Raw genomic sequence first — 19,680 nt, forward strand, 5'->3', positions numbered from 1 at the left:
GTTCTCTATCTGCTGCCACCGGTCCGGCCGCGTGGAATCGGTACGCACCGTTCAAGGAATCTTGTCATCATCGCCGTGCCCTCGTATTCAGGGGCCGCTCCTTTGGAGATCCTGTCGTAGAGGCCGTCTGAGTAATGAACGGAGCCAGGGCTTACGTTTGCTTTCGCCCTGAGCTGGCGCCAAAGGCACTCGTACTGAGGGTGCGGTTGTCTGCTGCACCAATCGCAGGAGGCGATCTCGGCTGGTTTCGGCTTTTCCTTCTTCCTGGCTGAGGACCAGGAACTGGACGTCGGTTCCCCGTGGTCCAGATACCGGTGGCCGGTCATGATGGCCACTGCGTCTCTTGCGGAGATTTCCGTCCCTACCAGTGCAACGTCTACTGAGTCGGGGTGTGACAGGCGCCGGCGCTGATGTTGGCTGGGAATGTACCCGTCAAACGTTGGCTGCCGGCTCTCGGACAGGTCCTGACTGCATGGTCCGAAGCCCTTGTCGGCACACAGGTGGACTTGGGTGAGGATGTCATCAGCTAGGGGAATGCGCGCCGTCGCCGGTATGGTCACGGACTTCCAGCGGTTCTCCAGCGCCAGGAATCCATCACCGAAGAAGCCGGCTCTGCAATGCGCGCAACCGTAGGCCAAGTAGGTCTTCCCTGCCTTCTTCGAGTGATGCATCCGCAACGGAGCCAGCGGCGGAATGTTCCTTTTCACTAGAGACGCTGCGACGTCGCCAGCAATCAGAGTCTCGATGCGTTCGGTTGGCCAAACAGGAAAGTCTGTCCGAGTGGCATCAGTTGTCTCTTGGCAGCGGGACCGGAGGGACGCTGCGCTTATCTTCCAGATTGTCGATGGCCGTTTGCAGGCCCAGCAGCTGTCGGTCAGATACTGAATCGCCACCGAAGTTATCCGCGCTTGGATCCGGTCTAAGTACAACCCCAGCAGGAGAGCGGTAACATGTGCGTGAAGACTGGTCGCCGCGGCCTGCTGGAATGCTTTCTCTGCCAGGACATCAAACGGAGCATCGTCGCCCTCGAACACGATATGGGGCACGCCGGAGCGCCTCGCCTCGTCCCTGTTTCGCCGGTGGACGTACCAGAAGCACTCAACGCCGTCAGCGGCGTAGCGCTCCTGTCGGCGCCTAAACTCACCGGCGTCCTGGCGCGACCACTGAACCTCCAACGCCATGCGCCTGCCATCGAGCTCGGCCAGGACATCCGCCGTCCACGCCCGTCCCTCTGCACTGCACTCGACCCTCACCTGCCAGCCCGCGTCTGTGGCGGCCTGTGCGATCAGGGTTTTGATCATGCGATGTTGCGGGGACTCACTCCAACAATCGGTGAGGCCGCACTGCACGCCGGCCTTGTGAGCGAAGTGCTTGAGGCCGCGCCGGGACGTGCGCGGGATTCCCAGTACCCCGCACCGCATGAGCAAGGACCGGCTCTTGTACACGCTCTTCACCAGATCCCAGTGCTCATCCGTGGCTAGGTAAGATTCGATTCGTTCCCCGTCAAGAAACGCCACCAGCGGCATTGGCCCCCCTTTTACTGCCCACATGCATTTGAATCACCCTAGCCACAGACACTGACAATCGTGACCAGAGTGTGGGCACAATCTGCCCATGTTCACGCATATGGCGCATTCACGGCGCATGAGTGGGCAAATGCTGGTCAAGTCCAGACACGTTTTGGCCCTTGAATACAGCTGTGACCGACAACGGGCCAATTATTGACAACGACCTGCGGGCACCCCCCAGATGTTCCATTTCCTTAGAAACGGGACACTCCCGCGGGGGAAGTTCACACTGCCGCAGTCAGGAGTGGTGTGGCACCAAATCGAACGTCACAACGGATACCTCCGCTTCACCGGGCAGATCCGGGTAGTGACTCCGTAAGCCCTCGCGGAATGCATCAATAGGAGCTCCGGGGGCAAGGTGAGCCTGTTCCGCCGTCATCTGATCGAGCCGGTAGTGCGCTACGTCCGTGACAATCCCATCCAGCGTGCGATGCTCTGCATCGTCTTCGAATACAAACAAGGCCGGTCCCACGGATACCGGGTCATCATGGCGAACGGTGGTCGTTTTGATGCCGCCGGCCACGTCATCGTAATAGCGCTTGTTAAACCGCAATAGTCGTCGAGCATCAGCGTCGGGAAAGAAGTAGGTGTCCGGCAGCAACTTCCGGACGGGCCGGAGCTGAGGCCCCCCGGCGCCGGGCACTGCGACCATCACGTCAGGGTGAAGGTCCAGCATTGCCTGGCGGCATCTTCCGCACGGCGGGATGAGGCCCCGTCCTCGATCGCCGGCAGCGGCCATGGTGACAAGGGGCCCCGCGCCGGCCGTAGCAGCTGTGCCGATCACAACGAACTCAGCACAAGGCCCACCCGTGAAGTGATAGACGTTCACTGCCCTATGAATGACCCCGTTGGTATCCATGGCTGCCGCTGCGACCGTATGGTTCTTGTCGCCACCAAGAGTCGCGGCCAATTCTTCCGCCGCAGTAATGACGCGTAGCTCCGACTCAAATAGATCCATGGGGTCATTCTGCCCCATCCCATTTCCTTGGAACCGGGACAGTCGCGGTGGGATGCTTGAAGTCTGAGGGAACGACGTCAGAGCGTATCTCTGACTTCCTCGACGATCCATTCTGACCATTCCAGGAGATCTGCGGCCGAGGTTGAGTGCAGGGTACGGGGTTCCACTGAGCAGGCGTATCCTGCGCCGGGCGGCAGCGACGAGCGGAGTTTGCCGGCAAGGCGTTTCGTTGCAGCTTGGACGCTGGCCTGGTTGAAGTCCCCGGTACCGTTGTCCCAGAGTCCTGCTACCTTGGCCGTTGCCTCGGTGATCATCGGGATGAAGACAACGCGCTTATCGTTGCCGCCCAGGTACCAGCCCCGTGCGGCACCAACCAGCCGGACTTCCGGATCACTTTTGTTGCCAGCAGCATACTGCTCAGCAAGTTTGCGGATGAGGGTAGCCGCCTTGGGCAGCACATCCTTTTCCAGATTGTCGGGGTGCGGCACCCTGGCGTAGCGCGAACCAATGCAGCGCCCGAAGTTTGCCCTCTGCGGAGCGGAAAGCGGATGAAGAACCTTGACGCTGGGGTGAAGCAAAGCTGTCTTGTCTACGCTAGTCAGGAATCTGAGGTCGGCGATAGGGAGCTTTCCGTCCATTCCAGGGAACTTTCCATCCGGTAGAGGGAAATACCGCGGTGACCTAGGGCCAGAAGCGAGGGCTTGCCATTCCCCGGCTGGAACGTATTTGACGGGACAGACAACTAGGCAGGGCTCCGTGTGGGGGTCGCGGGCGATATCGCAGTCTTGCGTTATCACCACGTACCATCCCACATCGCTTTCGATGCTCAGGGACCATACTTCCTCACCGGGTTCGCGCTCGATGAGGCCTTCATGTTCCGCGGTGGAATGCCACGCTGCACTGTGTCCCACCCCGACGATGTTCACCGCACCTAAGGAAATCACGTCGCCTTGTGAAATGGTGCTCAGGCGAGCCATAATGCTGGCCAAGTTCACTGACTTCTGCTGCGCGGCTGTCTCGTTCAATATCTTCTCTTCCGTTTGGAGGCTAGTTCTGTTCGCCAGCCTCGTTCAGCGGCTGGCCGCAACTAGCACTCTGCGTGCATGACCCAATACCTCGTCAAACACCGAGTCGCTGCTGCGACCGTCCGTTTTTTGGTCTGATGGACTTTCTGCCAGTTCGACTGTCCGGGTGGCCCTTAGGTCTTCTTGAAGTCGTGACTGTGGACTTACCCGCACCTCCGGCCCAGCAACAAGCTTCTTGCCTTGAAGTGTTGGAGATGCTGCCAGCCGCAGAGGGGTCTGTGACAGTGTCGAGGCAAGCGCGTCACGGACCTCGTCAATGTCGTAGCGCCGATGTCCTTTCGGCGTCACTTCGAAGGGAATGATTCCCTCCCTGGCGTAGCGGGCTACCGTGTCAACGGAGATGCCCAAAGCTGTTGCGACTTCCTTTGGAAATTGGGTACGTGAAACTGAAGCACTCATAAGGAATCCTTTAGATTTTTTCATTTGATTTGTCGTTTTTAGGATTTTAGATTTTTTGATTTATGTGTCTTTTGAGTGTTTGGCAACCTGCGAAGCGTTGCAGGGTTTGCATGCCTTGCAAGGTTTGAGCGTTTTGCAGGGTTTGCAGGTTTTAAGAATGCTTCAGCCTTGACTCCTTGTCAAGGCGGGTGCCCCGCCGAGTGTCCAGACGGTTGACCCAACTGCGCGGGCAGAGACGGCCGGTGAGGGGTAGGTGCCGCAATCAGAGCGCGTCGCCCTGGTCGACTGCCCCAGTTCCTTGGAACCAGGATGACCCCGGTGGGATACTCCCCCCGCCGACCGCGACCGGCAGCCCGCCACGTAACTTGACCGTCCCGTATGTTGTCCCACAACCCCCACCTCAATCACCGTCACAGGTGCAATCTTCGGTACGGAGCGGGTTGCACAGTCTTGCGCCGGCGCTGACCGAGCCCGGCCCGTCAGCCCACGCGGATGCCATGGTCAGCGAGGAACTCGCGGGCACGGCCCATCTGGCGATCGGCGGAGAAGGCGTACCACTGTTCGCTAAGGTTCTCGCCGTGGACGAGGTCGCGGAACCGGAATAAGGCGCCTTTGCCCTCGATCGCCCGCTCCAGCCGCTCCCGGAGGGCCACATCGTGCTGGCGCTCGGCGAAGGCCGCCATGTCCCCCCAGCCGTTCCGCGAACCGGTGCAGCAGTTGAGCCGAAGCCAACGGCCCGGCTCCTCCTCCACGTCGATGGCGGCGCCCTCCCCAAGCATCATCGGGTCTGTGGCGCTGTCGTCGTACACCTGCCCGGTGCGCAGGTCGAGGTAGCCACCGGTCGACAGCTCGGGATCCCCTTCCAGCACGGTGCTGAGCATGTCCAGGTCTACCGGCACCACGCGGCCTGTCAGTGGCTCGCGGCGCAGGCCGGCCAGCAGGTCCTCGGCCAGCAGCCGGTCACCGGCGCCGTCGCGCCAGGTCAGCCGGTTGATGACCGACAGTGCCACGGGCTCGGCTTCCTGGCGTCTCTGCTCCAGCGCCATCGGTATCCCGACACCCACTTGTTGCAGAGCGTCATCGATGTGCCGTCCCGTCACCGCTGCGAGGAAGCGGGCCGCATCTTTTGCCGCGATCGCTTCCCGCAGCGCGGACAGGTCGAGCCCCGGCACCTGCACCTCTGCGGGCCACGCGTGCCGCAGCATCGGGTGCGGCCGGCCCGGTCTCCCCGGAGCCCGGCTCTCCCCGTCGTCGACAGCCCACCGGCGCCCGTACTGGTCCGGAATGCTGCCCCAGCCCCAGTAAGGCAAGGGGGCATCAGGACGGATACCCAATACCTCCACCGGGTCGACCTTCACCTCCCCGACCACGCACCGGTGCATCCACGCGTCACCGAGGTCGAACGTGAACTGAAACTCAGCCCCCGGCTCCACCGTCCGGGCGACCTTGGCAGCAGCGATGTCGATTGGTGCGATGATCGGCCCGCGGATCGACGAGGCCATTTCGGCTCCAGTCTCTTCATCAATGATTACCCGGCCGTCGGCCAGGGTGAACACTGACAAGTGCGAGCGGTCCCACCGGGCGAAAGCATCGTTGATGGCATCGGCGAGATCCATGAAGGTATGCGACGGTCCCACGGCGAAAATGCGCCCGGGCCACGGCCACAACTCCTCACCACGACCACCGAGCAGCTCCACCGTCACCGACAACCACGTTCGTGCCATACCCAAGAATGGCACGCGCCGCGGCGCTGCCGTAGTCGCGTGACTGCAGGAGCGCAACTCTTGGTCTTGGTGCCGCTGTCCGTACCTCCAGCCAAGCAGGCTATGGAACAACTTGGATCCTAGAAGCAACGGGCCTGAGCAGTGCAGATCTGGAAAGAATTCTTCTCGGAGAAGAGCTCTCCGAACCGTTCGCCGAACCCTACATTCGGTCCGGCGCGATTCTGAGTAACCCCCTATGGCGAGAGGAGGCTCGCACACCAGATGGTGCGAGCCTCCTCTCTGTGAAGTGGCCTCAGTCTTGCTGGGGGATGTCGCCAAGGGCAGTGACCTTGATGGTTTTTCCCACCGCGTTTCTGGACCTGAGACGTAACTCAAAACTGTGGGTGATGCTTTTGAGCACCTCATAAGGGTCCACGTCGTGCAAGAGAATTTCCGTGACCGGGATATGGCCGTGCTTTTCGTTCAGGTAGTTCAAGACGTCGCCTTGCCCTTCAGGAATAATGCCCTGATCGATGGCGACAACCCGCAGCTCGTGGTCATGTTCGCCGCCACCAATGTCCAAGCCGATAACCAGCCACCTGTCGGGATCGATCCCCGCCACAGCAAACCCACTGGTACCGGTCATTTTCTTGTCGAGTTGAGCCGTTCCTTTGAAGTCCGGGTAGCTGACTTCTGCTTCACGCCACACATACGGTTCCACTTTGCCTCCCGGCTTCGCCCCAATGCGGTTTACCCCCGCCTCCAGCCAGATTACTGGGGGCGTGTGACAGTTGAGGCGTCGAGGTTAGGGGGGCCTTCGGGGGCTTTGCTCGCTTCGGTAACCATCCCGGAGATGGAGGAGGCTAAAACATTCGGAATGAGGCACCGTTGGCCGTTGGCGGCGATGTCGATAGCCGGCGGAGCTATCCATCCGCGAATCAATTCCCTGGAGGGAGGCCCACAGGTTGAATAGGGACTAAGAAGACTCTGCATAGATCGATCGCGCCGCAAGAGATGTCGCACCCTGGTCGTAGCCTGCACTTATGACGAAGTTGAAGAAAACATGCCCGCTCTGCCATGGACGAGCAGGGCAACCTGAACCGGGCTGGTGGATGTGTGACGACTGCGGGAGCGTGTGGCCTGTCGGTAAGAGTCCTGTAGCCCTGTTGCGAGCAGCCAGGGCTAAAGCCTCAGAAACAGCAAGGCCGAGAACGCGGCTACGACCTTAGCGGTCTACTGTTCGCGTCCTGTCCGCGTCAGGCAGAATCGAGTCGGACACCGGAGGGGAAAGATGCCAAAGCCAGGCAGCACAAATGATCACGTAGTCCCAGTTATGTACCTCAAGCGTTTCGCCCAGCAATCGACGAATCATCAAGTGATACAGGCGGCATTGGCCGACGCACCCGGGACGGATTTTACTCAAAGCATACGTAAGGTGGGGTCCTCAAAGGGCTTTTACTGGGGCACCGATCCTGATGGGGTGCCCCACCACCACATGGAGAAATTTCTCGGGATCGTAGAGGGAGAAGCAGCTCCAGCCTTCCGCTTCATCCTGGACAAGGGCTCCCACCCAGCCGACAATGCTTTACCCCACAAGTGGCCATCCAGGGTCGATGACCGACACGCCATCGCATGGTGGATTGCGGCACAAATCCTACGGACTGCCAGGCAGCGGGAGCGCATCAACAACCTCAAGACTGAACCGCTGTCCTTGCCTCGCGGCCTATCTCGCAACAACCACCACCTCGACTACATTGCGAAACTGATCGCGCCCCTGGCATTTCTCCTCACGACGCGGCCGTGGGGTATCGGCTTCACCAACCTGTGCCTCTACACCTCGGACGTTCCCGTGCAAATAATCAATGGCCAGGACGACAGCGACCAGCTCAAGGCCGCAAACTACTGGGACATCTACCTTCCCCTCGACCCGCATCGCTTTCTGTACCTGCCGGGATCAATGCACCGTGACCAACCCCGCCTGATGCGAGACCACACCGTCAACCTGCCCGGAGGACTCGCGATGGCGCTCAACGACATCATGATCGAGAATGCTCACCGGCACGTCTTCTTTCATCCTGAACACGATCCCAGAGAGAAAATGCACGCAACGCTCGTTGCCGATGCTGTAAAGCGGAGAGGCGGCACCCCTTCGGAGTCCGTCCTGTACTACGACGCGATGCCACCGGGAACTGGGATAGAAAGAAGGTGGCTAGACCGGCATACGTGGGACGACGACAAACTGGCTACAGAGGAAACCGCAGCAACCGACCCTATAGGGCACGTAGGGCGAATGGCAGAGCACCTGCAGTCGGCCAAAGACGCCCACCGCGGAATTTAGGCCATCGGGGTCGATGCGCTCTACGGCCGGCACGTCAGCATGGCCTATGTGGAGGGCCGACGAACATCTGGCGCTGTCGCACTTCGTGGGACCCGGACCGCCTAGAGAAGATATCGGTAGACCGTGGCGCGGGAGACTCCGAGCATCTTGCCGATGTCGGAGGCACTGATTCCTTTGTCCTTGAGTTCCTTGGCCCGGGCAGCGGCGGCGTCATCTACTTTGCGGGGTCGTCCGCCGTGGCGGTTGTTGGCCGCGGCCGCGGCGAGGCCGGCTTTGGTGCGTTCGATCATCGTGTCGCGCTCCAGCTGAGCGAATGCGGCCACGATCGTCAGCATGGCGGTGCCCATGGGCCCGGTCGTGTCCAGACCCTCGGTCAGGGAACGGAACCCTGCTCCCCGTTCTCGAATGTTCTCGATGAGGTCCAAGACGTGCCGGGTGTTGCGTCCCAAACGGTCGAGCTTCCATACGGTGAGTACATCGCCGGTCTCCAGCCTGTCCAGGGCTTTGGACAGCTGAGGGCGTTCGGCTGCGGATCCGCTGATGCCTTTGTCGGCAAAGGTCCGGGCTGCGCCGGCTGCCTGGAGTGCATTGAGCTGCAGATCAAGGTTCTGTTCCGCGGTGGAAACCCTCGCGTACCCGATTACAGCCATGAAAGTCCCCGTATTCTCTTAATGCCGAGCAATTTGCCGTTTTGAGACTATCTGTTGTTGGACGGCATTCTGAGACTTTGGAGGGGCGTGTCGAACCGTGAGTTCCTCGACATTCCTTACGTCCCCTGGAACACGCCACGACCGTCTCAGTAATGGATCGTATTTGAGATGTCGTAGCAGACGGCCACAATCGAATGCAGAGGGCTAGCCCCGCCCGCGGCATCCGGCGAGTCAAGACTCCCGATGTCATTTTCCGAAGTCGTCTGCACGGAATGTCCACACTCGTCTGCACTGCCCACTACGTGTCCGTATGGGAACCCTGACCGGCGGCCCCAACCATCGGTTCTCGGACACGAGCCTCGCTACCCTCCGACTCCCTCTGGGGAAAGGTACCGTCGGCGACATGATGATATGGATCAACGGAACCTTTGGCGTGGGAAAGACGACTACCGGCCAGGCGCTGGTGGAAGCGCAGCCTGCGCTTCGGCTCTTTGACCCCGAGTCCGTCGGTTACATGCTCATGAACAGTCTGAAGGACCAGGCCTTCAGCGACTTTCAGGATCTGCCGGCATGGCGGGCACTCGTTCCAGCTACAGCTCTCGAAATTCGTCGGCATACCGGACAACACTTGGTGGCCGTTCAGACCGTGTTGCGGGAAGACTATTGGGCAGAACTGAAAGCAAGTTTCAATGAGCTGGATGATCAAGTCGTCCATGTAGTGCTGGACGCGGACGAAGGAACCCTCCGGAACCGAATTGAGAACGACCAGGTCGAGTTGTCCGCCAGGCAATGGAGGTTGGATCACCTTGAAAGGTACGCAGCGGCCCGGACGTGGATGATCAAAGAAGCTGACCTCGTCATCGACACGTCTCGACTAGCGGCGGAGGCCGTTGTTTCTCGAATCGCCGAGGCTGTCCCCGCGGTACTCCCTGTCCACTAAAGCTCAGCGGAACAAGTTCGGCTGGACGTTCGAGTTTGGACACCGTTGTGCCAGAAAGGGGATCCTATGCGGGCAACTGCGACACAAAGCGATCACAAACTGCCGCGACTCAGCGATACAATCCACAGGCTGAGTCGATTGGCAACATACTAATGTCACACCCCGTTCGTAGAGTGGCACCGGAACGTAGCACGACCCCGCATCTGTCGGGGAAGCCGAACGGTACGGGACGATGATCCGGCTATATAGCCAGCTCATCGATCTCAGTATCACCGTTAAGCAGCGCTCTTCGAGCGACATCGGCCCACACGCGGCACGTTCCGGAAGGATGCAGCATGGCAACACGACGCGTCAACGGGCTGATCTACGTTCCTTGTCCTGGGTGCGGGCGCAAACTCGGACCTTTCACCCGCGTCACCGGCGGCCTTATGAAGTGCGGACACTGCGGACGACAGTTCAACGTCACCGTTTAGTACCTTAGGAGCCGGGGGTAACACACGGCCCACCTGTGGCCCGCGCCAGAGCGGCGCCCGATGGCGCCTGACATGCACAAACGACGCCGTTCCGCGCCGGAGTCTCGTCGGACCCCTGTAGAACCTTGGAACCGAGACGCCACACTTTCATCGCTGGGCCAACATTTTGCCGCCTCTGGCTGTGATGGATAGCCGAGAATGGCGGACTAATCGCAGCTGAGAGTGGCAGTTTAGTGACCCGGTTAGAGGAATATGGAGAGGCGGCCGACCACCCAATGCATGGTCGGCCCCCTCGGCCGGTTCCCGCATTTTCCCCGATAGTTATGGCGCTGAGTTGACCACTGAGGTCTGGACTGAGGTCCAGGCGGTCACTGTTCCGGCGGGGAAGGTCTTGCCGGCGGTCAGCGTGACCTCCCGTTCCCCAATCAGCAGCCCGGTGGCGGGATCAATGATGATGTCCATCCGGGATTCTCTGTTTGGACGCTCGATCCCGATGGCTGTGCCTGTCTTGCCGTCAAGGTTCGCTTGCCTGTCTACGACGGTGACTCCTGGAATGAGCGCGGCCGCTTTGTACAGTGCGGCGCGGAGGTCTGCCGGGACAACTCCGGTCCGCAGGGCGGCTGCGATGCTTTCTAGCGTTTCGGCTTCTGGCCTACCTTGCTTTCCTCGCTGACGAATTGTGTCCAGGAGGGCTTGGGGGTCGCGGGGCAGACTCTTCACGCCTTCGTCCAAGGTCAAGCCGGCGAATAGCAGCCGCTGTTCTCCGTAGAAGTTGCCCCCCGGTGCCCGCAGGAGTTCTCCGGTGCTGAGGGGGTTGTCAGCCTGGGATTGCTGGTATTTGGTTGCCTCTGCTTTGGCTTCCTCGCTGAAGAACGTCGTTGGGATGCGGGCTTCGCGGTTCCAGATCCATTCCGCTGCATGGCTCGCGGGGACGTAAAGATGGTCGGAGGACTTGTCCAGCCACTCCACCGTACGGCCGCCTGCTCCAGGGTCCCCCAATGCGGCGGCGGTGGTGTAGACGGCCGTGGTATCGATCTTCAGGTATTGGCCGGGTCCAATCACCGGGTCGGAGGTCTGGATGGTTGCTGCCGCTGCGTTGTTCAGGACCGCGGTCGCTTCGGCGGTTGCTCCAGGCTGGCCGGGCAGGACTACGTCGGCCGCTACGATTCCCCCCACGAGCAGAGCCGCAGCTGCCGAAGCGATCAGGACACGACGCCGGAAGCGGATCGGAGTCACCTTGGCTGTGGCGTGCGTGACGGACATTGCCTCGGGACGGGAGTCCGAACTGATCTTGGACATGAGTTTGTTGCGGCCGCGGGCCAAAGTGGCCGGCCGGGCGAAGCCGATATCGCTACGCATTTCGCGGAGCAGCTGCAAGTCGTTCATAGTCTTTCTCCCTTTCATCAAGTATTTCGAGGTTGAGCTGGGTGCGCAGTGTTCGGCGGGCACGGTTCAGGCGGGAGCGCACGGTGCCCACCGGAACGTCCATGGCCAGCGCGATGCCCTCGTACGTAAGGTCCGCCCAGGCATAGAGCAGCAGCGTTTCCCGGTCGATGGCGGTCATGGTTTTTAGCGTCCGAGCTATGCGCCCGGTCGCCACTACGGCGTCCACCTGGGCGGCAATCCGGTCCGAATCGTCAGCGGCGGCTTCCCGTGAAGCCGCTTTCGCCGCGGTTTTCAGCATCTTGGCTTCAGTACGGTGGTACCGCCGGAGCAGATTGGTGGCGATCCCGAACAGCCAGGGCCGGGCGTCGTCCCTGCCGAGGTCGTAGGTTTCGAGTTGTTCCCAGGCGACCAGAAAGGTTTCTGACGTGACGTCGTCGGCGGCGAAATCGCCGGCCCTTCTGGCTGCGTATCTGTAGATGACTGAGGCGTGTCTGTCGTACAGCACGCCGAAAACTGCGGGGCTGTCCCGGGACCGCCTGATGATGTCGCTGTCTGTGCTCACACTATGTATTGCCCGTTCCCCGCAAAAGAGTTCACGGTGACTTCCGCGACATGCGCGAGGGGTCCCTGATCGGGAGAAAAACCAAGCATATCCGGGGTCGCAGGCGCCCAAATTGAAGGGGCACTCCCTCCTGGCCTGTCGGTTGTGCCGGTTGGAACTGGCCGGAAGCCCTGTTCGTAAGGGGAACCCTGACCGGGCCCTGGACGAAGCGTCGAAAAGGCCAAACTGAGTATGCATGACGTTTACGTTCATGTTGGCATGCAGATAGCTCAGGCGGAGGCCCCGCTACGGCGGCCCATGTTGCTGGCGGGCTACGGAGTAACTACGCAGCTACTGTCCTGGGGTGTCATTTGGGTGTTATCGTGGGGTCATGAGCATTTCAACGACCATCATCGCGGGGCACAACGAGACCGCCCGCATGGACATCCACGAGCTCGTACGGCGATTGAACAGCCACCTCGGCCCTCTCTTGGTGGCCGCCCTGGCAGGTTCGAAGGATAAGAAACTTCCGCACAAGTGGGCGAAGCCCGACGGTCCGACCCCCGGTCCGGCCTTCCAGAAGCGTCTGCAGTTGGCGCACCGCGTCTGGATCTCCATTGCAGACGCCGAGAGCGAAGCCATCGCGCGCGCTTGGTTCATCGGTGGAAATCCCTTCTTGGGCGAAGACACCCCGATCACCGCGATCCGCGACGACCGGCACAAAGAAGTCCTCCAGGCACTGACGGCGTTCCTCGAGGACAGGCAGGACGTTTGAGCGGGAAGCAGTGCACAAAAACGGGTCTCTGGATCCTGGACGACTTCCGGTCCGGCCGCCGGGTCGCCACCACCAACCGTGGTGCCCTGGATCCGCCTGAGCGCCTGAGCGGCGATGACCCGGCAGGCTGGAGCCGTTATGACACGCCGGGTTCCACTGTCTACATTTCTGACAACGACGAGATCGCCTTCGCGGAGGTGTTGTCCGGGTATGCCCTGAAGCTTGGCGTCAAGCACCCGATGCAAAAGGATGCCGACTTCATGGGGATGACCCTGGACGATTACGTCAAGGGCGTCAAAGATGACTGGGGCAACCAGGTCAAGATGGGCTGCCTGCCGCGACACTGGCGCGATCGGCGCAACATCTATCAGCTCACCCTGGGCGACGCAGGCTGGTGGGTCGACGTCGAACACCCTGACTCCATCGCAGCCATAGGGGGCGGCATCGGCGAGAAGCTCAACGATGTACTCGGCGTCTCCCAACTGACGCTCGGCGTCCTCCACGGTGAGAACCGGGCGGCGACGACCATGATCGCCACGTGGATCCGTGAGCAGGTCCTGGATGACGGCAGCCTACCGTTGGGCATCCGGTTCGAGAGCAAACACGGCGGTGGAGATTGTTGGGCGTACTGGCTGCGCCGCCGGGACGATGGTCTGGACGGCGATGAAATGGCCCCCAATTCGGTCACCGAGATTCAGGCACACAATTCCGCTCTAATGACCGTGGCGAAACGCTTCGGCATCAAGGTCTGGTAGAGGGAACGTGAGCACTCCCTCGGATCCGGCAGAACCGCAGCAGTTCCAAGACTTCTTCTCTGCCGTGCTCCAGAGAGCATAGTCACCTGAACTGCCCGACCGGGCCAACCTCAAAACGGTACGGGCGGCCGTAGCCGGCGCCTTGGCCCAGGCACCTGCATACGAGGTGGCGGAGGAGTGCCTGCGATTCGGCCTGGCGCCACTCAAAAAGGGCGAGGATCCGTGGAAGAGCAAGATCCGATACGTTGAGAGAAAGCTCCGGGAACTCTCCTTGGAGCAGCTCGTTGCCCTGGGCCACCGGGTCAACGAGGAGTATCCGTCAGCGGAGCTTGAACATGTGCTTTCCCTTGCCGGCGTCGGCGGTGTGGCTGGCGACCTAAAGAACCTCATCTTTGCCGCAAACGGGCCGCAGCCCAAGATTGTCTTGCTGGATGCCGTGAATAACGACATTCAGATCACCGAGAACGCCGAACACTGTCTGGTCTACAACAGGGCGCTGCCAGCTGAGGGACTGAGCTGGCGGGCGCTGGTGTCCTGGTGGGCCGGGACCGAAACTGTTCCCGCCGACGCCGAACGCGAAGCGGCCGGGGCGCTCTACCGCCGTCTCATGGCATCGATGGATGGCAACGGCGCCGAGCAATTCCTTTTCCAGCAATACTGCAGTTTGTACGGGTCCCACGGGTTCGATCTTCCGGCTCTGATCCCGCAGGTGTACCTGCATTACGATCCCTACACCAAGCGAAATGGCAGTACGCTTCCGCGCCAGCGGATGGATTTTCTCCTGCTGCTGCCGAACCGGAGGCGGGTCGTGCTCGAGCTGGACGGTGTTCAGCATTACGCTGACACGGACGTGCCGGTACCATCAAGCACATGAATAACTTACCCGTCGCTGCGTACCGACTCTCCGGGGCATTGGCGATCGTGGCATTCGCGGCTGCCGCGACCTCGTTTTTCATCCCCGATGTTCTTGGGGGTCCGCCCGTCGCTCAGGGCAACCTCCGCGGTACTGCACTGGTGATCATGGTCCTCGCGATTCCAGTGCTCGTCGCTGCGATGTTCTTCACGCGGCGTGACTCGGCGCGGGCGCTGGTCCTCTGGCTGGGGGCACTGGCATACATCAGCTATCAGGGCGTGCTGTTCCTCTTTGCCACCCCGTTCAACAGCCTTTTCCTGATTTACGTCGCGATGCTGTCATTGGCGTTCTGGTCCATCGTGGTGATCGTTCGGAAGATGGACCTTGCAGCATTCCGCGCCAGCTTCGACGATGGACTCCCGGCCCGCAGCATCGCGACCTATGCCACCGTGCTTGCTGTACTCAATGCGGCGGTGTGGTTGCGGACCATTGTTCCAGCCGTCCTCAGCGAGCAGCCGGCCGCCTTCCTCAATGGCTCCGGGGCGACCACGAATGCGGTCTTCGTGCAGGACCTCGCGATCTGGTTGCCCTTGCTTATCAGCGGCGCATGGTGGCTCTGGAATCGCCAGCCGCTCGGCGAAGTGGTCGTCGGCGGGATGCTTGTGATGCTGGTGCTCGAGGCCATCGGAGTGGCCTCCGATCAGTGGTTCGGCGCCAGCGCCGATCCGAGTACCCCCTTCGCGTCGATGGCAGCCGTTCCTATCTTCCTGGTGCTCGCCGTAATCGGAGCGGTCCCGCTCTTTTTCTACCTCAAGCACCTAAATACAGCTGCCGGACTGAAAGAACGAAGCAACTGATTTAGGCGCTCGGCCATTGTCCGCTTCCTCGACAGTGCGGTGCTCGTCATCGCACCGCCTTCCTCTCGGCTACGTGGTCCCCGCTGACCGGACCGCCGCATCAGCGTTCCCAATGAACATTTCTTAGCCCGCTGCCCATGTTGAACGTTAGGAAACCACCCGTGCCACAGTCCTGGCGTGCCCATAAATCTCCGGTCGGGGTGGTCATGAAAATTGCCTTCGCGGCCTTCCTCGTCGCTCACGCGCTCATCCACCTGATCGGTGCTGCGAAGGGTTTCGGGTTCGCCGACGTTCCCCAACTGACGGAACAGATATCTGCGCCGCTGGGTGTCCTCTGGTTAGTGGCGGCAGCCCTTCTCCTAGCCGGCTCGGTTGCTCTCTTCGCCCTGCCAGAACGATGGTGGGTATTCTGCACCGGGGGCATCGTTGTCTCCCAGATCGTGATTATCTCGTCCTGGGCAGACGCCGCCTACGGGACGATCGCCAACCTCATCCTGCTCGTCGGCATCGCCTTCGGCTACCTTTCGCGAGGGCCGCAGAGCTTCCACGCCCAGTACGACCGCGACGTCTCACAAGGCCTGGCCCGGGCCGCCCAGTCCCCGATACTTACCGAAACCGACCTCTCCCGGCTTCCCGCGGTGGTGCAAGGCTACATTCGGCTCAGCGGTGCGGTCGGTCTGCCAAAGGTTCACAACTTCTTCGCCCGCTATCACGGGCAGATCCGCAGCGGACCGTCCGCGCCCTGGATGTCCTTCACCGGCCGGCAAAGCAACTTCTACGACCGATTCTCACGCCTGTTCCTCATGGACGCCTCACGGGGGGGCATGCCGATCCAGGCCTTCCACCGGTTCATCGGGCCCTCCGCGACCATGCGGGTGAAGCTCGCATCAACCGTAACGGTGGTCGATGCTCATGGGCCGGACATGGACGAGGCCGAGACGGTGACGCTGTTCAATGACCTCTGCGTGTTCGCGCCAGGCGCGCTGGCCGATCCGGGAATCCGGTGGCGCGAAATCGATTCGCACACCGTCAGTGCGTCCTTTACCAACGGAAGCCACACCGTCAGTGCCGTCCTTTCGTTCAACGATCGCGGGGAGCTCATAGATTTTGTTGCTGACGAACGCGGGGCGGCGTCCGCGGACGGAAAGTCGTTCACCAAAATGCGCTGGTCCACCCCGCTGGGGAGCTATCGACAGTTCGGACCGCACTGGGTTGCGGAGCGCGGCGAGGGAATCTGGCACGCCCCCAGCGGGGACTATTCCTATCTGCGTTTCGTCCTTGACTCGATTGAGTACAACGTCACCGCACGGCCTGGCAGACAGCGCTTATGAGTTCGCCATCGGTTGCACCGTCAGGCGCCTCGACGGAGTGAGGTGTGCTACTGATGTGAGACACAGTTTGAAAGGATGGCGCTCACGTTCAACGCCACCACGTCGGCAACCACGGCAACCACGGTGACCACCGCCGGCGTCACCAGAACCGTGGTCACGGGGACGCTGGGTGCCGCGGCGAGCGGGGCCGGAAGCATCCGCACCGCCAGCACGGCTGCCGCGATGGTGTGGACCTCGACGTCGTCCCTTACCAGCACATCCGGCGTTGCGTGCTCCCTAGCTGTATTACCCACGGAGGTTAGTGACGCGGCTTGCTGGTGGCTGACCTTTGAGTGAGGTGTGGCCTCGGTGATGATTGTAGTCATGGAGCCAGGCGGGGAAAGCGGCAACACGTTCGGCCTCTGAGGTGTAGGGGCGGGCGTAGGCCCATTCCTCGAGCATCGTGCGGTTGAAGCGTTCGACTTTGCCGTTGGTCTGGGGCCGGTAGGGCCGGGTTCGTTTGTATGTGATGTCCGGGCCCAGGGCGTCTTTGAAGGCGTGGGAGCGGTAGCAGGAGCCGTTGTCGGTGAGGACGCGCTTCACGGTGATGCCGGCGGCGTTGAAGGCCTCGTTGGCGCGTTCCCAAAAGCCGGCGGCGGTCTCTTTCTTCTCGTCTTCGAGGATCTCGGTGTAGGCGAAGCGGGAGTGGTCATCCACGGCGTTATGTAGGTAGGCGTAGCCGGGGCGCCGGTTCGCCGCGGTCCCTGTCTTGTTTCTCCTGCCCGCCGCCCGGTCCATGACACGGTGGCCGCCGCCATCAGGGATGCGTCCGAGTTTCTTGATGTCGACGTGGATCATGTCGCCGGGCTTCTCGTGCTCGTAGCGGCGGATCACCCGGCCCGTGCCACGGTCCAGCCAGGAGAGTTTCGCCAACCCGAACCGGGAGAGGACCTTGTGCACGGTGGACGGGTGGAGGCCCAGCAGATACCCGATCCGGGCCGGCCCCCACCTCCGGTTCACGCGCAGGGCAATAATCCGCCGCTCACGCCGTTGCGGGGTCCGCGAGGGAGACACAAGAGGGCGGCTGGAGCGGTCTTCCATCCCGTTCTCGCCGTGTTCGCGGTAACGGTCTGCCCAGCGTGCGGCTGTCGGTACGGATACCTGGAACCGTTCTGCGGCCCGACGCAGCGGCCACCCGTCATCGACGATGCATCTGGCCAGCTGCAGCCGGCCCTTGGGTGCGAGAAAGGCATTAGGGTGGGACATGAAGACCTCCGTTTGTGGAACTGGACTCTAGACAAGCCCCACTCCACCCGGAGGTCTTCTTTTTGTCACCTATCCACGCCGCCTGTCACCAACGTCCGTGGTTAATACACCAGCCCCAGCAACCGAAACCGGCACTCTCGACAGATTTCTAACCAGGATGAATGCATGGACATCTACGGGGAGCCATGGATGCGGTCCCTCAGGCGGAAGCGCCCAATCATGGTGGCCGTGGAGCGCGTCGCGGACTGGTACGGCTCCAACCTTTGTCATCGGTATCAGCTAATCCGCCACCATGAGCTGTGAAAAAGCAGCCATTCTTGATGAACAGTCACAAAGACCAGCCAAACGATGGAAACGCGTCGTCTCAGTTCCGCAGCTCACGCGCGTGCCGTTGCTGTTACTAACGGCAAAAGGATCGGCCGGCCCAGCGTGATCAATCCAGCGAAGCTTGCCTATGCCGCCCACCTTCGGGACCAGGAAAATCAGTCCATCTCTGAGATCGTCGAAGCCACGGGCATCACCCGCTTGATTTTGTCAATCTGACTTGAACCCACTTTGGTGGGAAATCGCAGCTTGATCGGGGCCCGCGATGAACGAGGTCGCGGAGGCGTTGGGGCCCCGGAATGTGACAGTTCCGTTAGGCCAATCCCGGCGGGGTGCCGTGTACTCGAAATCAGGGGACCGAGTGCCGCCTGCTGCCAGATAAGAACCCCCATGATCCCGGACCCTTATGGGTGGACGGGGTTACTTCACCCTTTGAGAAGGGTGCAATCGCTGCCTCACCCGCGTGTTGCCGCGAATCGGATTCCCGGGATTTCTGCGCCCCGGCCAGAAATCCCGAAGACGGTTTGGACGGTCAGGGGTGCAACGGGGAAGTCTGCCCGTTGCGCCCCCGGCGGGTCAACGGGGGCGGTCGGCGGCCGGGTCCAGGGCGTGCAGCGCCGCGCCTGTCACGATGCCGTAGGCCAGATGCGGGATGATGTCGCTGGCCCAGTCCGTGGTGGACCAGGTGCGGGGATCGGTAATTCCGAGAACGATCATGGGACCGTTACTGCCGATCAGTGCGCCGGCCGCCGCAGTCAGTGACGAAGCGAGGAGTCCTGGCCGGTATCCGGCCTCCCTGACAAGTCCGAGAACCGCGCCGACTCCGGCGCCGACGACAAGCCCTGTCAGCGGGCCCAGCCCGGCCAGCCGGTTCGTGCGTTCTTCCTCGTTGCCGGGGATCTTGACCCCTGTGACGTCGGCCAGTTTTTCGACGGTGGCCTCGGGTGTGCTGCTGGCGGGGCGGGCACGCCAGATCATGTCCAGGTAGGTGAGGGTGTTCAGGGCTGTGGTCCCGGCGGCGCCTGCTGCGGCCCCGGTGGCTAGTGCGGGGACGATGTTCATGGCTGCGGGGACAGCCCGAGTTGGGTGAGCATGCCGAGTTGGTCGCTGCTTCCCCAGCGTTCGACGAGTTTGCCGTCTTCGAAGCGTCCGATCTGCATGCCCCGGATTTTGAAGCTCTTGCCGGTGGGCGGGTGGCCCATCAGCGGCCCCTGATGTGTCCCGGTGATCGTGTAGGCGAACGCGACGTCGTCGTCGGTGGCTGTGAGGTGTTCGACGTCGAGGTGCAGATCCGGAAAAGAAGTGCGCAACCCTGTGAACAGGTCCTTGAACCCTTGCGGGCCCGGTCCTTGTCCCGGTGCCGGGTCGTGGTCGACACAGCCGGCCGCGACGACGTCGTCGAATTCGTCGAGTTTGCCGCGGTTTACAGCGGCGCCGAAGCGCTCCTGGGCCTGGATATTGGCGTCCCTGGTCATGAATCCTCCGTTTATGGTTATCAG

The 19,680-nt window shown here is 61.5% G+C and carries 20 protein-coding genes; 7 read left to right on the forward strand and 13 right to left on the reverse strand.

The features are described from left to right. Positions 1-5: 5 nt before the first annotated feature. The 6 genes from ACZYZ3_RS13835 to ACZYZ3_RS13860 form a co-directional block, all read right to left on the reverse strand. Positions 6-1,526, reverse strand: a complete 1,521-nt coding sequence (locus ACZYZ3_RS13835; protein WP_463964391.1) for a competence protein CoiA — start codon at positions 1,524-1,526, stop codon at positions 6-8. Positions 1,527-1,806: 280 nt separating this feature from the next. Beyond that, complete coding sequence (locus ACZYZ3_RS13840) at positions 1,807-2,544, reverse strand: ASCH domain-containing protein (protein WP_463964392.1); 738 nt, start codon at positions 2,542-2,544, stop codon at positions 1,807-1,809. Positions 2,545-2,603: 59 nt separating this feature from the next. Further along, on the reverse strand, positions 2,604-3,551 hold the full coding sequence (locus ACZYZ3_RS13845) for a hypothetical protein (protein ID WP_463964393.1): 948 nt from the start codon (positions 3,549-3,551) through the stop codon (positions 2,604-2,606). A 45-nt stretch (positions 3,552-3,596) separates the two neighbouring features. Continuing rightward, entirely contained in the window at positions 3,597-4,010 is a 414-nt protein-coding gene (locus tag ACZYZ3_RS13850; protein ID WP_463964394.1) for a MerR family DNA-binding transcriptional regulator, read from the reverse strand. A 479-nt stretch (positions 4,011-4,489) separates the two neighbouring features. After that, on the reverse strand, positions 4,490-5,626 hold the full coding sequence (locus ACZYZ3_RS13855) for a hypothetical protein (protein ID WP_463964395.1): 1,137 nt from the start codon (positions 5,624-5,626) through the stop codon (positions 4,490-4,492). A 400-nt stretch (positions 5,627-6,026) separates the two neighbouring features. Then, the gene (locus ACZYZ3_RS13860) at positions 6,027-6,434 is read right to left on the reverse strand and encodes a hypothetical protein (RefSeq protein ID WP_463964396.1); all 408 of its coding nucleotides are present in this window, start codon (positions 6,432-6,434) and stop codon (positions 6,027-6,029) included. 570 nt (positions 6,435-7,004) lie between these two features. Between ACZYZ3_RS13860 and ACZYZ3_RS13865 the strand changes: the two genes are divergently transcribed. Further along, a complete protein-coding gene (locus ACZYZ3_RS13865) occupies positions 7,005-8,051 on the forward strand; it encodes a DUF4238 domain-containing protein (RefSeq protein ID WP_463964397.1) in 1,047 nt (348 codons plus the stop codon). A gap of 101 nt (positions 8,052-8,152) precedes the next feature. On the opposite strand, the gene ACZYZ3_RS13870 is transcribed toward ACZYZ3_RS13865, so the two are convergent. Beyond that, on the reverse strand, positions 8,153-8,701 hold the full coding sequence (locus ACZYZ3_RS13870; protein ID WP_463964398.1) for a recombinase family protein: 549 nt from the start codon (positions 8,699-8,701) through the stop codon (positions 8,153-8,155). 403 nt (positions 8,702-9,104) lie between these two features. On the opposite strand from ACZYZ3_RS13870, the gene ACZYZ3_RS13875 reads away from it, so the two are divergent. Further along, a complete protein-coding gene (locus tag ACZYZ3_RS13875; protein ID WP_463964399.1) occupies positions 9,105-9,641 on the forward strand; it encodes an AAA family ATPase in 537 nt (178 codons plus the stop codon). 794 nt (positions 9,642-10,435) lie between these two features. On the opposite strand, the gene ACZYZ3_RS13880 is transcribed toward ACZYZ3_RS13875, so the two are convergent. Both ACZYZ3_RS13880 and ACZYZ3_RS13885 read right to left on the reverse strand, forming a co-directional pair. Next, positions 10,436-11,500 (reverse strand): CU044_5270 family protein, encoded by a 1,065-nt coding sequence (locus tag ACZYZ3_RS13880; RefSeq protein WP_463964400.1) that lies wholly within the window; start codon positions 11,498-11,500, stop codon positions 10,436-10,438. Then, entirely contained in the window at positions 11,466-12,062 is a 597-nt protein-coding gene (locus ACZYZ3_RS13885; protein WP_463964401.1) for an RNA polymerase sigma factor, read from the reverse strand. Before ACZYZ3_RS13885 ends, ACZYZ3_RS13880 begins: the two co-directional genes overlap by 35 nt. A gap of 370 nt (positions 12,063-12,432) precedes the next feature. Between ACZYZ3_RS13885 and ACZYZ3_RS13890 the strand changes: the two genes are divergently transcribed. From ACZYZ3_RS13890 to ACZYZ3_RS13910, 5 genes are all read left to right on the forward strand, one after another. Continuing rightward, on the forward strand, positions 12,433-12,816 hold the full coding sequence (locus ACZYZ3_RS13890) for a hypothetical protein (protein ID WP_463886529.1): 384 nt from the start codon (positions 12,433-12,435) through the stop codon (positions 12,814-12,816). Further along, positions 12,813-13,571, forward strand: a complete 759-nt coding sequence (locus tag ACZYZ3_RS13895) for a hypothetical protein (RefSeq protein ID WP_463964402.1) — start codon at positions 12,813-12,815, stop codon at positions 13,569-13,571. The genes ACZYZ3_RS13890 and ACZYZ3_RS13895 overlap by 4 nt, the downstream gene beginning before the upstream one ends. A 271-nt stretch (positions 13,572-13,842) precedes the next feature. After that, positions 13,843-14,445, forward strand: a complete 603-nt coding sequence (locus tag ACZYZ3_RS13900) for a hypothetical protein (RefSeq protein ID WP_463964403.1) — start codon at positions 13,843-13,845, stop codon at positions 14,443-14,445. Then, positions 14,442-15,281, forward strand: coding sequence for a hypothetical protein (locus ACZYZ3_RS13905; RefSeq protein WP_463877387.1), 840 nt, complete (start codon positions 14,442-14,444; stop codon positions 15,279-15,281). Before ACZYZ3_RS13900 ends, ACZYZ3_RS13905 begins: the two co-directional genes overlap by 4 nt. 161 nt (positions 15,282-15,442) lie before the next feature. Continuing rightward, positions 15,443-16,612 carry a DUF6544 family protein gene (locus ACZYZ3_RS13910; RefSeq protein WP_463964404.1) on the forward strand — a complete coding sequence of 390 codons (1,170 nt, stop codon included), beginning with the start codon at positions 15,443-15,445 and terminating at the stop codon, positions 16,610-16,612. Between the two features lie 47 nt (positions 16,613-16,659). On the opposite strand, the gene ACZYZ3_RS13915 is transcribed toward ACZYZ3_RS13910, so the two are convergent. The 4 genes from ACZYZ3_RS13915 to ACZYZ3_RS13930 form a co-directional block, all read right to left on the reverse strand. Beyond that, positions 16,660-16,905 carry a hypothetical protein gene (locus ACZYZ3_RS13915; RefSeq protein ID WP_463964405.1) on the reverse strand — a complete coding sequence of 82 codons (246 nt, stop codon included), beginning with the start codon at positions 16,903-16,905 and terminating at the stop codon, positions 16,660-16,662. Further along, a complete protein-coding gene (locus ACZYZ3_RS13920; protein WP_463964406.1) occupies positions 16,898-17,857 on the reverse strand; it encodes an IS481 family transposase in 960 nt (319 codons plus the stop codon). The genes ACZYZ3_RS13915 and ACZYZ3_RS13920 overlap by 8 nt, the downstream gene beginning before the upstream one ends. Before the next feature lie 900 nt (positions 17,858-18,757). Next, positions 18,758-19,243, reverse strand: a complete 486-nt coding sequence (locus ACZYZ3_RS13925) for a hypothetical protein (protein ID WP_463964407.1) — start codon at positions 19,241-19,243, stop codon at positions 18,758-18,760. Continuing rightward, entirely contained in the window at positions 19,240-19,656 is a 417-nt protein-coding gene (locus tag ACZYZ3_RS13930; RefSeq protein WP_463964408.1) for an ester cyclase, read from the reverse strand. Before ACZYZ3_RS13930 ends, ACZYZ3_RS13925 begins: the two co-directional genes overlap by 4 nt. Positions 19,657-19,680 lie beyond the last annotated feature (24 nt).

Source organism: Pseudarthrobacter linnaei, assembly GCF_055412825.1.